Genomic DNA, 13,828 nt, shown 5'->3' with positions numbered 1-13,828 from the left:
TTGTCCGCATCGCCTGGACCACCCACCGCTGGAACACCCGACCAGCCCGACGCCCTTAACCTATTGGCGGAACCTCTTAGTTACAAGGGCGGGGGCGGGGCGCGACGTCAGCCGACGGTGGTGAGCAGCTGCGTGGCGCGGGTGAGGACGACGTAGAGCGTGGCCCGACCGGTGGCGGACTCGTCCTCGATCTCCTGGGGGCGCACGACGACGATGCCGTCGAACTCCAGGCCCTTGGTGTCGAGACCGGTCAGGACCACGACCCGGTCCTCGCCCGACGGGGTGACGGACGAGTCGATCGCGGCGCGGGCACCGGCGGCGTCGGCGGCGAGCTCGGGCCAGGAGGCCAGCCAGGCGTTGACCTCCGAGCGCCGGGCGACCGGGACGACGATGCCCACCGTTCCGGAGACCCGGCCCGCGACCTCGAGGACGGCGGCCCGGGTGGCCGCCTCGAGCTCGGCGGCACCCGCACCGTCGGGCAGGTCGACGACAACCGGCTCCTCGCCGGTGCGGCGTACGGCGTCGGGGAGGTCGGCGTCCAGGCCGACCCGCGCGGCGTACGCCGCGGCATGGGCGTAGATCTCCGCTGAGTTGCGGTAGTTGGTCGACAGGTGGAAGGAGTGCACCTGCTTGCGCTCCAGCGCAGCCGACCGCGCCGCGGCGGCCTCCTCGGGCACCGGCCACGACGACTGGGCGGGGTCGCCCACGATCGTCCAGGAGGCGGTGCGCCCGCGGCGGCCGACCATCCGCCACTGCATGGGCGTGAGGTCCTGTGCCTCGTCGACCAGGACGTGCGCGTAGCCGTCGTCCTCGATGCTGGAGACCGGCGGGCGCCAGGACCGACCCGACGGCGCGAACTCGCGGTCGGCGGCGGTCATCAGCTCCTGGATGTCGACCGCGCCCTCGATCAGCGCCATCGGGTCGTCGCGCTCGTCGTCGGCCTTCGCCGGCAGGTCGCCGAGGGCGTAGCGGAGCTCGTCGAGCAGCGGCACGTCCTCGATGGCGATCTGCGGGCTGATGGGACGGGTCGGGTCGAGGTGCGCCCAGGTCTTGGCCAGCAGTCGCTGCTCCTCGCCGCTCAGCAGGCCGTCGCCGACGCGAGCCAGGAACTCGGGCTCGCGCAGCCAGCACAGCACCGTCGCCGCATCGAGCGGCGGCCACCAGGCCAGCGCGAAGTCGAGGAAGTCGTCGCGCGAGAGGATCTCGTCGTTGAACCTCTCCCGCCCCTGCTCGCGGCCGCGCTCGCCGCGCACCTGACGCCACAGCGCGTCGAGCAGGGCGTTCGAGACGCGCGGGAGCTGCTTGTTGCGCAGCCCCTGCGACATCAGCTGTCGCCGGATCTGGCCCAGCTTGCCGCGGTCGAGCACCAGCCGCTCGTCGCGCCAGAAGACGCGGTACTCCCGCGGGCTGCCGGGCGCCTGCTGCCGCGCCGTACGCCGCATCAGCTCGGCCATCCGCGCCGAGCCCTTGATGTCGGCGACGGCCGGCTCGTCGTGCCGCGTCGCGCGGACCTCGTCGACGACCTCGCCGAGGCTGCGCAGCGCCACGGCCGTCTCGCCGAGCGACGGCAGCACCCGCTCGATGTAGCGCATGAACACCCCGGAGGGGCCGACGACGAGGACGCCGCCGCGCTCGTAGCGCTGCCGGTCGGTGTAGAGGAGGTACGCCGCGCGGTGCAGCGCGACGACGGTCTTGCCGGTGCCTGGACCTCCGGAGATCGACACGACACCCCGCGAGGGTGCCCGGATCGCCTTGTCCTGCTCGGCCTGGATGGTCGCGACGATGGAGTGCATCGACCGGTCCCGGGCGCGGGAGAGCTGCGCCATCAGCGCGCCCTCGCCGACGATCGGCAGCTCGCGGCCCTGCTCCTCGGCGGCCGCGACCCCGTCGGCGTCGAGGAGCTCGTCCTCCACGCCGACCACGGAGCGGCCCGCGCTGCGCAGCACCCGGCGGCGCAGGACGCCGTGCGGGTCGGCCGCCGTGGCCTGGTAGAACACCGCGGCGGCCGGCGCCCGCCAGTCGATCAGCAGCGACTCGTGGTCGTCGTCGCGCAGGCCGATCCGCCCGACATAGCGGGGGGCGGCGTCGATCGCGGCGTCGAGGTCGAGCCGCCCGAACACCAGGCCCTCGTGGGCGGCGTCGAGCTGCGCGATCCGCTTGGCCGCCTGGAAGACCATGGCGTCGCGCTCCACGAGACCGCCCTCGTGGCCGAGCCGGCCCCGGGAGTGGCCTTCCTTCGCCAGCTGCTGCGCCGCCTTCCCGGCCTGCTCCAGCTGCTGGTAGACCCGATCGACGAACCCCTGCTCGGCTGCGACCTCGCGCTCCACCAGCTCGTCTGCCACCGCTCGTGACCCCTGCCGTCCGCACTCGTTCCTGATCGCCGCGACGAAGGCGGCAAGCCACCAACTCTACAGGCGCCGACAGGCCGCGACCGGACGGGACCGCGAACTCCCACCAAAGGCACTACTGTTGTCGAGATGGTCTGACGCATCGCGTGTCCAAGGGGGGTAGCACGATGAGCACGACACCCAGGGCGACCCCGCCCCGAAAGCCGAACCGCCGCGGCGTCGCCGCGCGGGAGAGACTGTTGTCCACGGCGATAGAGATGCTCGGCACCGGTCGTCCCGAGACGGTGTCGATCAACATGGTCGCGAGGGAGGCGGGCCTCAGCTGGGGCTCGGTCCAGAACCTCTTCGGCGACTCCGACGGGTTCTGGTCGACCGTGGTCGACCAGGTCATCGAGGCCGCGCCGGACCTGTGGGCCGAGCCGACGAGTACGACGGTGGCGGGGCGGGTGGCCGAGGTGGCCGAGCTCTACCGCACCCTGCTCGACTCACCGCAGGCGGTCACCATCGAGACCATGCGCTGGGCGCTGCCTCGCCCCCTCGACGTGCTGGAGGAGACCCATCCCCGCACGGCGGCCTCGATCCGGCGGCTCGACGAGATGACCGCGCGTGCGTTCGTCCGCTTCTTCGAGGGGATCGACGGTCCCGGGCTCGACGCCGAGCGTTCGGCGGCGATGTCCGAGGTGCTGCCGGCGATGCTGCGCAGCATGCGCAACGAGCGGCTCCTGGGCGCGGACATCGACCTCGACCGCGCCCACCGCACGATCGTGACGATGCTGACGGCGTACCTCGAGGGCTGAGCGCCGCGCGAGAAACTCAGGCGAGCAGCGCCCGGGTCGGCGCGACGATGTCGGCCCCGAACCGGGCGATGCCGTCGAGCTTCTGCTCCAGCGGCGCGTCCTGCGGGTAGTAGTACATCCACGGCATGGTCATGCACATCGTCACGCCGCCCCGCGAGGCGCGGGCGAAGTCCTCGGGCACGGCCGCGTCCGTCAGCGCCGGTACGACGGCGAAGGGCTCGTCGAGGTCGCGGCCGGCCTCGCGCCGCAGGCCGCGCAGCCGCTCGACGATCGCGATCGCCTCATCGATGCTGGCCAGGTCGCCGATCCAGCCGTCGTTGCGCGCGGCCCGGCGGAACGCCACGTCCGAGAGTCCGCCGACCCACACCGGGATCGGGCCGGGCGGCTCGGGGCGCATGACGAGCCGCTCGCAGCTGTAGAACTCACCGGCGAACTCGGTCCAGCCGGGCCGCCACAGCTCGCGCATCAGGTCGAGTCCCTCGTCGGTGCGCCGCCCGCGCGTGGCGAAGTCCTCCTCCAGCAGCTCGAACTCCTCGCGGCACCAGCCGACGCCCACGCCCAGCGCGACCCGGCCCCCGGACAGGGCGGCCGCCGTCCCGACGGCCTTGGCGACGACGAACGGGTTGCGCATCGCGGCGACGTAGATCGAGGTGAAGAACCGCAGCTCGGTGGTCACCTGCGAGAGCGCACCGATGGTGACCCACGGGTCGGGCCAGTCGACCTCGGGCTTCCAGCGCCGGCCGCCGTCGCGCGTGTAGGGGTACGGCGTCGCGATCGACTCCAGGTCGACGACGTGGTCGGCGAGGCTGAGCGCCGCGAACCCGGCCTCCTCCGCGGCGCGCGCCAGCGGCACGAGCTGGTCGATGGGGTGGTAGGCGGTGACCATCGCGAAGTCCACGTCCGCACCCTAGGCGAAGAACTAGAACATGTTCTAGAGCCGGTGACGATCCGTCACCCTAGGGAAGCGCTGATCAATGGCGCCGTCGCGAGCGTCGCGAGGCGCGTGCGATGGCAAGGCGCAGGCGCGACGGCATGCTGGGCGCACGTCGAGCGTCTGCAACGCAGCCAGCGTGCGTGCGTCGCGGCGCGTAGCAGGCGGGATTGATCAGCGTTTCCCTAGGTCCGCGGGCCGCCGAGGACGCAGAGCTGGATCCCGCGCTCGATGGCCGCCTCCCGGGAGTTGACGCCCCATTTCCGATAGATGCTGCGCATGTGGGACTTCACCGTCTCAGGTGAGAGGTGGAGGGCCGCGGCGATCTGGCTGCGCCGGGGGTGGTCGAGCGACGCGCGCAGGACGGCGATCTCCTGACCGGTCAGCGGGGCCGCGTCGGGGGTGGTGCTCGGCGCAGCCGCGCGGCTCCGGGCGCGCACCACCTCGACGACCCCGGCGTCGAGGTACGACGCGGCGGCGGCTCCGTTGCGCAGGGCCAGGTCCCGCAGCGCGGCGAGGTCGTCGGCCGGCACCTGGAGCAGGTGCGCCCGCGCGCCGTGCTCGGCGTACAGGGCCACGGCCTGGTCCAGCAGCGCGCCGGCCGCGTCGGGACAACCGGCGCGCAGGGCCGCCGCGGCACCGATCGTGGCGACACCGGCGCGGGAGCGGACCGTGTGCCCGGCCTGCATCTGGAGGCGGGGCACCAGCTCGAGCGCGCCCCCGGGATCGTCGGCGGCGAGCCGCTCGAGGAGCCGGGCCGGCGCCAGCTGGCCGGCCCACCGGGTCGTGCCGTGCAGCAGCCGGTCGGCGTCGCGGGCCCGGCCCTGCCGGATCAGCACGGCCGCGACGAGACCGTGCAGCGCGGTCGTGCCGAGGTTCTCGCCGACCCCCGGCGGCTCGGGGCGGGAGCCGAGCGCGGCCGAGATCCGCTCCAGCTCCGCGCCGACGTCCGCGAGGCCGAGACGGGCCTGCAGCCGGGTCCAGGCGAGGTAGGGCCACAGCTCGCCGATGCCGTCGTACGACGCCGCACCGTGCTCGGCGAGGGCCGCCGCGGGCTCGAGGCCGTCCAGGCGCAGCAGCGCCTGACCGACCTCGACCAGGCCGTGGGCCGACCCGGCGGGCGGCGCGGGCATCCGCGCGGCGGCCCGCGACCGGCCGTCGATCGCGGCGAGCCCGAAGGCGTAGGCCGTCGCGTCGGCCTGGGACCACGGTCGGCGCGCCGTCCCCCGCGCGCGCCCCGCCAGGGCGTGCGCCCGCTCCACGTCACCGGCCTGGAAGAGCGACAGGGCGAGGTGGCGCCAGGCGCCGGCGCGCATGTCCGCCAACGCCGGGTCCGCCAACGCCGGGTCCGCCAACGCCGGGTCCGCCAACGCCGGGTCCGCCAACGTCGGGTCCGCGAGCGACGGCACCTCGGCGGCGAGCGCCGCGCGGGCACTCTCGCCCGCCTCGACGTACCGGCCGAGGTGGCGCAGCGCCACCGACCGCGCGACGTGGGGCAGCAGCCGATCCTCCCGGCCGGCGGTGCGGTCCGCCGGCCGCTCGACGAAGTGGGAGACCGGCTGCGAGCGCGGCGGACCCGCGGGCTGCTCGACGACCCGCGCGAAGTACTCCCGCGCGGACTGCCGGGTCGTGGGGTTGCCGCTCAGCACCAGGCCGCGGGCGAGCGCGAGCCGCGGGTTCTGGAGGACCACCGCCCGCGGGATCCGGCTGAGGTGGTGGTCGAGCTGCCCGGCCAGCTCGCTCTCGGGCACGGCGGCCAGCGCGGCGCACACGATCCGGCCCGCCAGCTCGGACCGGCCGGCGGTCACGGCCAGCTCGAAGGCCGGCAGGTGGTCACCACGGCCGTGCATCCACGAGGCGGCCACGCCCGCCCCCCAGCGGAAGCGATCCGGGTCGGTCGCGATCAGCTCGGCGCGCGCCGCGTCGCGCAGCGAGTCGACGATCCGGAAGACCCGGCGCCCCGCCGCGTCGCGCTCCCAGCGCCCGTTGCCGTCGGCCTCGAGCCCTGCCATCAGCGCCCGTGCGTCCGCCGGCACCCACGCGCCGAGGGTGGCCGCGAGACCGGCGTCGACGTACGGCGCCGCGCAGGTGTCCTGCACGAACCGCCAGGCGTCCGGACCGTCGAGCTGGGCGGCCAGGTCCTGGGCGACGATCGTCCACCAGCCTCCGGTGGCCCGGCCCGCGCGTCCCCGGCGCGTCGCCAGGGTCAGGCTGGCCGCTCGTACGGCGAGCGGGAAGCCGCGGGTGTCGTCGTGGATCCCGACGGCCTCGGCGCGCAGGTCCGCGGCGTCCTGGGTCAAGAAGCGCACCGTCTCCTCGGCGGTGAACGCGAGGTCGTCCGCGCCGATGACCACGGGCGCGACCCCCGCCCTCGGCTCGGGCCCGACCAGCGTGGTCGCCGCCCGGGTCGTCACGACGACCCGCGTCCCCGGTCGGGCGCCGACCCGCGCACGGACCAGCGCATCCATCGCCGCGGTGTCCGCCCCGAGGCGCTCGTAGCCGTCGAGGACGACGACCGGTGCCTCGGGCAGCTCCCGCAGCCCCGCCGCCACCGGCACCCAGCGGGCCGCGGGCGCCGCACCACCGCGCAGCCACTGGCGGACCAGGGTGGTCTTGCCGAAGCCCGAGGGCGCCCGGAGGACGGTCACCGGTGCCGCCCGGTCCAGGAGATCGAGGAGGCGCTCGCGCCGGAGGGTCGCGAACGGCCGGGAGGGGGTGCTGGTCGCGCGGTGGGAATGCGCCATCGATGGACCCTGTCGTCGTGCGGTGCAGGCGCTCCCCCCGGTGCGCGCTGCTGTGGTCGAGGAAGCAAGACGCACGGGCGTTCGCACTCATGACGCGATTCCGCGGGAGATTTCGCACATCGCCATCGGGGCCCGCACGGACCCCGTCCGGAGGTAGCCTCGTCGCACCCCCTCACGACGAGATGGCCTCCCCGAACATGCCGACCGACCTGCCCGACGAGAACGTCCTGCTGCGCCGCGCCCACGAGGGCGATGCCGCTGCCCTGGAGGCGCTGTACGCCGACAACGTGGCCTCCGCGCGCCGGCTGGCCGTGATCCTCGCGGGCCCCTCGGGTGCCGAGGACCTGGTCGCCGACGCCTTCGCGCGCGTGCTCGCGCGGATCCGCGCGGGCGAGGGTCCGGTCACCAACTTCCGCGGCTACCTGTTCGCGACGATCCGCAACCGGCACCGTGACCTGCTGCGCCGCTCGGGCCGCGAGGCTCCGGTGTCCGACGAGCCGTGGCTCCTGGAGAGCCCGACGGAGGGCGTCGAGGAGCAGGTCCAGGAGCTCGACGAGGGCGCCGCCGTCGCCGCCCTCGGGAGCCTGCCCGACCGCTGGCAGCGGGTGCTGTGGCATCTGGAGGTGGAGGGCCACCAGGTGCCCGAGGTCGCGACCATGCTCAGCATGTCGCCGGCAGCGGTGTCGTCCCTGGCCTATCGCGCCCGGGAGGGCCTCAAGGTCGCCTATCTCGAGCACCACCTGCCGCGGGTCGCGGGCACCAAGCCCTGCGCCTGGGTGCGCCAGCGCCTCGGCACCTACGTCCGCGGCGGTCTCAGCGCCCGCGCGGGAGCCCGTCTCGACGCTCACCTGACGACGTGCGCCGCCTGCTCGGCGGCCGCGGCCGACCTGCAGCACGTGAACCGGAAGCTGGCCGGCCTGGTGCTCCCCGTCCTCCTCCTGGGAGGCGCGGGCGCGGGCCTGCTCGACGCCGTCGGCGTCGCCGCCGGACCCGGCGAGCCGGGGAGTACGACGGCGGAGGCGGCCGGTGCCGGCCCGGCGGGTGCCGGCGGGGGTGCCGGCGCGGCCCGGGCCGCGGGCGCGGGGCGCGGAGCGGGGCGGGGTGGCCCACGTGGCGGGTCCGGACCGGGCCGACTGGTCCGGTTGCTCGCCGGGCGCGGTGCCACCGTGACGGGCGCGGGTGCCGGCGTCGGCGGCATCACCCTCGCCGCCCTGTCCGCGGCCGCACTGGTGCTGCTCGTGGTCGCCGTGACCTGGTGGGCGGCGGCGGGCTCCGACGACGACCCCGCCGCCTCCGACCACCCGACGACGGACGCGTCGACCGGACGCCCGACCGGGTCACCGAGCAGCGGTGCCTCCCCCACCGACCGCGCGACCGACGACGTGACGGACGGCGCCACCGACGACCCCACGGACGGCACCACGCCGGCGGACGACCCGGCGGACCCGACCGGCACGGCGGGGGCAGGCAGCCCGACGACGCCCGCGTCGCCCCCTCCCGGCAAGCCGGCCGGAGCCGCGGCCGCCAGTGGCCCGGCCAAGCTCGGCGCGCCCCGGACGGCAGCACCGGTCGCCGTACGCCCCGCGGCCCCCACCGCCACGACGATCAGCGCGTGCGGCACCTTCGGCTCGCTCACCATGCCGCAGACCGCCGGCGTCGACTACGTCCTGACCCAGGGCGACGGGAAGCAGGGGGCCTGGGAGGTGACCGGCACGCCGCGCAGCGGCTACGTCCTCGCCGCCGACGCCCAGCAGCGGTTCAGCGGAGACCTGGGCGTCTACTACGCCTGCCCCGCACTGGGCGCGCTGACGGTCACCGACCTCGGCGGCGGCGACTGGCGGCTGACCGTCCCGGTCAGCGCGACCGGACCCGGGAGCTACCAGCTCACCGCCGCGGTGACGGTGGACACCGACACCTACGTCCCCGCGGGCGGGGTCACCGGCGCGGGGTGGAGCTGCTGGGGACCCAACCCCGGCGACCCGCAGATCGGCGCGGGCAGCGGATTCATGCTCCCGGGCGGGTTCACGATGAGCTGCCGGTTCGACTACACCGGCGCGTCGCCCCCGGCCCTCGCGGTCACCATGACGCCCATCACCGTCGGTCCGCCGCCGACGGGCGGCGTGGCGCTCACCGCCGACGGCACGCAGCGGGGAAGCGCGACCTACTGACGCGGACCCGGATCCCGGGTAGAACATGTTCCATGTTTCCGCACCTGCTGGCTCCCGGGCGGATCGGCTCGATGGAGCTGCGCAACCGGATCGTGATGTCTCCGATGGAGACGATGTACGGCACTCCCGACGGTCATCCCTCCGACCGGACGGTCGCCCACTTCGCGACCCGTGCCGCGGGCGGCGTCGGCCTCGTCACCGTCGGCGCGACCGGCATCGACCCCCAGCACCCGGAAACGCCCGGCGGCCTGCAGCTCGGTGAGGACGCCGCGATCCCGGCGCACCGGCGCCTCGTGGAGGCGGTGCACGCCCACGGCGCGCGGATCCAGCCGCAACTGGTGCACGCCGGGCCCGACGGGCTCGGCCCGGAGCTGTTCGGCGTCACCTCGCTCGGCCCGTCGGTGATCCCGTCGTACCTGACGGGCCGGCCGTCCGCCGAGGTCACGAAGGAGCAGATCGCGGCGATCCTCGACCGGTTCCGCGCGGCCGCGGCGCGGGTCCGCGCCGCGGGGTACGACGGGATCGAGCTGCATGCCGCGCACGGCTACATGTTCCTCGGCTCCTTCCTCGCGCCCCAGCGCAACCGCCGCGGTGACCGGTACCGCGGCACCTCGCTCGAGGGCCGGATCCGGGTGCTGCTCGAGGCGCTCGGCGCCATCCGCTCCGAGGTCGGCGCCGACTTCCCGGTCACCCTGCGCGTCTCCGGCTACGAGCGGGTCGCCGCCGGACGCCCCGTGCACGACACCGCGGCGATGGCGCCGCTGCTGGTCGCGGCGGGCGTCGACGCCTTCCACGTGAGCGGCGGCGTGATCGACCGCCTGGTCACCGGCATGGTCAATGCCGCCGACGACGGGGACGGGCTCAACGTCGGCGGTGCCGCGGCGGTGCGGGAGGTCGTCGACGTCCCGGTGATCGCCGTCGGGCGGCTGCACGATCCCGCGCTCGCCGAGCGGGTGCTGGCCGAGGGCCGGGCCGACTTCGTCGCGCTCGGCCGGCCGCTGCTCGCCGACCCGGACCTGCCCCGCAAGCTCGCGGGCGAGCTCGGCGGAGCGACGCGGCTGCGGCGTTGCATCTCGTGCGAGAACTGCATCGACACGCTGGAGGAGAGGCTGGCCGCCGAGTGCGCGGTGAACCCGCTCACCGGCCACGAGCTGGAGCTGGTGCGGTCCGCACCGGCGCGGCGGCGCCGCCTCGTCGTCGCGGGCGGCGGACCGGCCGGGCTCGAGACCGCCTGGCGGGCCGCCGAAGCCGGGCTGGACGTGACCGTCCTGGAGCGCACGCCGGCGCTCGGCGGCGCCTTGGTCGACGCGAGCGCGGTCCACCCCGAGAACCGGAGCTACCTCGACTGGCTCCTCGGCCGCGTGGCGGACGCGGGGGTCGACGTCCGGCTCGGCACCGCGGCCGACCCGGAGCGGGTCCGGGCCCTGGCGCCGGACCTGGTCGTCGTCGCCACCGGCGGCCGCGTCGGCTTCCCGGACCTGCCGGGAGCGGACCTGCCGCACGTCGTCGCGGGCATCGATCCCGACCGGCCGCCCTCGGGTCACCGGGTCGTCGTGGTCGGCGGCCGGATGGCCGCCGTCGAGTGGTGCGAGGTGCTCGCCGGGTCCGGTCGGCTGGTCGCGCTGGTGCACTCCGGCGTCGAGATCGCGCCCGAGTTCGGGGCCAAGCGGCGTACCGAGCACATGGACCGCCTCGACCGGCTCGGCGTCACCGTGCACGTGGGAGCCGCCGTCACCGCGATCACCGCGGAGGGCGTGCACTGGACGCCCGCCCACGGCCGGCCGCGGATCCTGCCGGCGGACGCGGTCGTCCTCGCGGGCGAGGTGGAGGCCGACCCGACCGCGCGGGACCGGCTGGCCGCGGCACTGCCCGGCGTCGACGTACACGTGGTCGGCGACGCGGGCGGCCTGGGCCTGATCCGGGGCGCCACCGCCGACGCGGCCCGCCTCGTCGCGACCCTGTGACTCACGAATCACGAGGGTGATGCAACCCTCGGGGGTACGAGCGCCCTTGGATAGTCGTGGATATCCGGTCTCGGGAGTCGCGTGAGGAGGTGAACGGCGCGTGGATGCCGATTTCGCCGAGTTCGTCGCGGCGAAGCAGACCGGCCTCCTGCGCTACGGCATGCTCCTGACCGGAGGCGACCCGCACACGGCCGCCGACCTCGCTCAGGAGACCTTCCTGCGACTCGGCCGGCGCTGGCGCCACGTCCGCGAGGTCGAGCACCAGGACGCGTACGCGCGGCGCGCGATGACCCGGCTGTGGTGGAGCCGCAGCAAGCGCGACCGGCGCGAGCTCCTCCGCGCCGAGCCCGAGGACCGCGCCGCGAGCGACGTGGAGCCCGCCTGGACCTCGGAGCTCTGGGCGGCCCTCCAGCAGCTGCCGCCCCGCCAGCGTGCCGTCCTCGTGCTGCGGTACTACGAGGACTGCTCCGAGAAGGAGATCGCCGAGGTCCTCGCCTGCCGGCCCGGCACCGTCAAGAGCCAGGCCAGCCGCGGCATGGCGACGCTGCGGCGGCTGCTGGCCGTCGATGCCGACGGTGCCCTCGGGGCCGGCCCCACCACCGACGGCCCCCCGGGCGGCACCCCCGACGGCACCCCCGGCGGCGCCGCCGATCCGGCGCGGGGGGGAGGTCGGCCCATGAGCGACCTCGAGAAGCAGCTGCGCGCGTTCGTCCGCGAGGGCGAGATCCCCGTGCCGGACGTCCCCGACCTGGCCGCGCGAGTGGCCCGCGCGCAGCGCCGCCACCGACAGCGCCGCGTGGCCGGCGTGGTCGCCGCGGCGTGTCTCATCGCCGGCGCGGGCATCGCGGGCACGGTGCTGCGTGGACGTGACTCGACACCGCAGCCGGCAGCGCCGGGGCCGAGCTGCACGGGCGTGACGCTGCGCTCCGCGGGCGTGAGCACGGGCGCCGGGGAACGGACGCTGGCGCTGGTCGTCGGCGGCGGCACCGGAGGGGACGCCCGATGCGCGATCGGCCCGGGCACCCGGATCGAGATCGGCTCCGGCGCCGAGGCGCAGAGCGCGACGCTCCCGCCGGACGGCCCGCGGCTCCGGCTGCGCCCCGGCCAGGACGCCCTCCTCGAGCTCGCCTGGACGAGCTGGTGCGGCGACCCGGCACCCACGGTCCGGGTGACCTTCACCGACGGGTCGATGACCGGTCTGGACCTGCCGGCGGACACCGAGACCCCGGGCTGCGGGGAGCCGGGCGACCCGGCGCCGCTGCGGGTCGTGGCGCTGCGCACCGTGGACGTGCAGACCAAGGAGCCCTCGTGATCCGCTCCGCCGGTCCACGGCGGGCGGCGGAGCGGGCGGCGGAGCGGGCGGCAGGACGGGCGGCAAGACGGGCGGCAGGACGGGCGGCGGCTCAGCGCATCTTCACCGAGTTGGCCGCCGCGTCGAGCGCGCCGAAGTGGCCCGAGCTCGCGACGTAGCCGTAGGACGCGCCGCCGTAGGAGGCGTTGTTCCAGACCTTGAAGTCACAGCGGGCGTAGCCCGTGCCGGAGCGGATCCGGTTGCGCCAGCTCGAGGTCAAGGTCGGCCAGGCCCACTCGACCTCCGGGTCGTCGTCGCACCCGCTGGGCGCCTCCATGACCAGCGCGGCGCCCGTGCCGTAGGTGCCGTCGTAGAAGACCGCGGTCACCACCGATGCCAACGCGGCCGAGCCGGAGGAGTCCGCCGGGTCGGGCGCCTCCGGCGCGGCGGTCCGGGTCCGGGCCGTCCGACCGGCCCGGTCGGCCCGGTCGGCCCGGTCGGCCCGAGCGGTCGACACCGTCCGCGCCGTGGCGCGGTCGCGACGCACCAGGCCCCGCTCGATCGACGCGACGGTCGACCGCTCGGCGAGGTCCGCGGTCGTGAGTCCGTGGGCGGGTACGCCGGTCACCGCCTCGACGAGCGCCGCGGCACTCGGATAGCAGTGCAGCTCACCGGTCGACGCGCGCAGGAGGCATGCCTCGCCCGTGGCTCCCGCGCGGCCGGCGGCACCGGGCGCCGGTCCCGCGGTCAGGACCAGCGCTGCCGCTGCCAGGCCGGCGACGGTCGGCCTGAGCATCCTCTTCTCCACCATGTGCGCTCCCTCCGCCGGGTCCCATGCTCCGGATCGGCCCGACGCAAACCCCTCGGCCCGTTGGACGGTCCCCGCATCACCCCGGTTCCGGGCACCGGCACCGGACCGGAGATCGCCTGCGCCCTAGGGTCCAGGACGTGGTCCTCCTGCTCACCCCCGCCCTGCCCGACACCCCGATCGGCGGCCGGCTCGGCGGTCCCCCGCCGCGGGCGGTCGAGGACCACCCGTGGCTCGCGACCCACCGCTACGTGCTGACCCTGCCCGCCGGCTGCGCGCCCTGGACCGCCGGGCGCGAGGTGTCGGTCCTGCTACGCGACGGCTTCGACATCGGCGACGAGGACCTCACCTACCCCGGCCTGGCGATGCGTGCCCTCGTCCACCCGCCCTCCCCGCGCGGCGGGCGCCCGGACCGGGGCTGGCCGGGCCTGCGGCCCGCCGCCCTCACCCCGCTCGCCGCCGGTCACGACGGACCGGGACTCGTGCGGATCGCGGACACGCCGCAGCTGATCCAAGACGAGCCGTCGTACGCCGCCGCGGTGGAGGCCGACGGCCACCGGTTCCTGTTCCAGGTGGACGAGGAGGGCTGGCCCGTCGACGGGGAGCTCGAGGACGTCGTCGAGGAGTACCTCTGGGGCTACGGCTCGGTGTACTTCTACGGCACGCCCGGCCCGGACGGGCTCATCGACGAGGTGGTCGCCGGGTTCATCGACTTCTGAGCCGCGCCGGTGTCTCTCCCGCTCACCTACCGGAATTGTCGTCGAACCCCCGCCGGGA

10 protein-coding genes are annotated in these 13,828 nt (G+C 75.6%); 6 read left to right on the top strand and 4 right to left on the bottom strand.

The window, feature by feature from the left end:
- Positions 1-107: 107 nt before the first annotated feature.
- Positions 108-2,342 carry a HelD family protein gene (locus tag ACPZVR_RS17040; RefSeq protein WP_436700829.1) on the bottom strand — a complete coding sequence of 745 codons (2,235 nt, stop codon included), beginning with the start codon at positions 2,340-2,342 and terminating at the stop codon, positions 108-110.
- 245 nt (positions 2,343-2,587) lie between these two features.
- Between ACPZVR_RS17040 and ACPZVR_RS17035 the strand changes: the two genes are divergently transcribed.
- On the top strand, positions 2,588-3,145 hold the full coding sequence (locus tag ACPZVR_RS17035) for a TetR/AcrR family transcriptional regulator (RefSeq protein ID WP_436700828.1): 558 nt from the start codon (positions 2,588-2,590) through the stop codon (positions 3,143-3,145).
- 16 nt (positions 3,146-3,161) lie between these two features.
- On the opposite strand, the gene ACPZVR_RS17030 is transcribed toward ACPZVR_RS17035, so the two are convergent.
- The gene (locus tag ACPZVR_RS17030; RefSeq protein ID WP_436700826.1) at positions 3,162-4,043 is read right to left on the bottom strand and encodes a TIGR03619 family F420-dependent LLM class oxidoreductase; all 882 of its coding nucleotides are present in this window, start codon (positions 4,041-4,043) and stop codon (positions 3,162-3,164) included.
- A gap of 218 nt (positions 4,044-4,261) precedes the next feature.
- Entirely contained in the window at positions 4,262-4,765 is a 504-nt protein-coding gene (locus ACPZVR_RS17025) for a LuxR C-terminal-related transcriptional regulator (protein ID WP_436700833.1), read from the bottom strand.
- A gap of 625 nt (positions 4,766-5,390) precedes the next feature.
- On the opposite strand from ACPZVR_RS17025, the gene ACPZVR_RS17020 reads away from it, so the two are divergent.
- The 4 genes from ACPZVR_RS17020 to ACPZVR_RS17005 all read left to right on the top strand — a co-directional run bounded on the left by ACPZVR_RS17020 (position 5,391) and on the right by ACPZVR_RS17005 (position 12,264).
- Positions 5,391-6,575 (top strand): pentapeptide repeat-containing protein, encoded by a 1,185-nt coding sequence (locus tag ACPZVR_RS17020; RefSeq protein ID WP_436700832.1) that lies wholly within the window; start codon positions 5,391-5,393, stop codon positions 6,573-6,575.
- 427 nt (positions 6,576-7,002) lie between these two features.
- A complete protein-coding gene (locus ACPZVR_RS17015) occupies positions 7,003-8,988 on the top strand; it encodes a sigma-70 family RNA polymerase sigma factor (RefSeq protein WP_436700825.1) in 1,986 nt (661 codons plus the stop codon).
- A 32-nt stretch (positions 8,989-9,020) separates the two neighbouring features.
- Positions 9,021-10,952 (top strand): oxidoreductase, encoded by a 1,932-nt coding sequence (locus tag ACPZVR_RS17010; RefSeq protein WP_436700823.1) that lies wholly within the window; start codon positions 9,021-9,023, stop codon positions 10,950-10,952.
- A gap of 100 nt (positions 10,953-11,052) precedes the next feature.
- Positions 11,053-12,264: a SigE family RNA polymerase sigma factor gene (locus ACPZVR_RS17005; protein ID WP_436700822.1), complete on the top strand. Its 1,212-nt coding sequence runs from the start codon at positions 11,053-11,055 to the stop codon at positions 12,262-12,264.
- Between the two features lie 91 nt (positions 12,265-12,355).
- On the opposite strand, the gene ACPZVR_RS17000 is transcribed toward ACPZVR_RS17005, so the two are convergent.
- Entirely contained in the window at positions 12,356-13,039 is a 684-nt protein-coding gene (locus ACPZVR_RS17000) for a hypothetical protein (protein ID WP_436700821.1), read from the bottom strand.
- A gap of 152 nt (positions 13,040-13,191) precedes the next feature.
- On the opposite strand from ACPZVR_RS17000, the gene ACPZVR_RS16995 reads away from it, so the two are divergent.
- Positions 13,192-13,770 carry a hypothetical protein gene (locus ACPZVR_RS16995; RefSeq protein ID WP_436700820.1) on the top strand — a complete coding sequence of 193 codons (579 nt, stop codon included), beginning with the start codon at positions 13,192-13,194 and terminating at the stop codon, positions 13,768-13,770.
- Positions 13,771-13,828: the final 58 nt, after the last annotated feature.

This window comes from Nocardioides segetis, assembly GCF_051390595.1.
GTDB lineage: Bacteria > Actinomycetota > Actinomycetes > Propionibacteriales > Nocardioidaceae > Nocardioides.
Note: the sequence above shows the minus strand (reverse complement) of the source record. Positions and strands in the feature narration are given on the sequence as shown.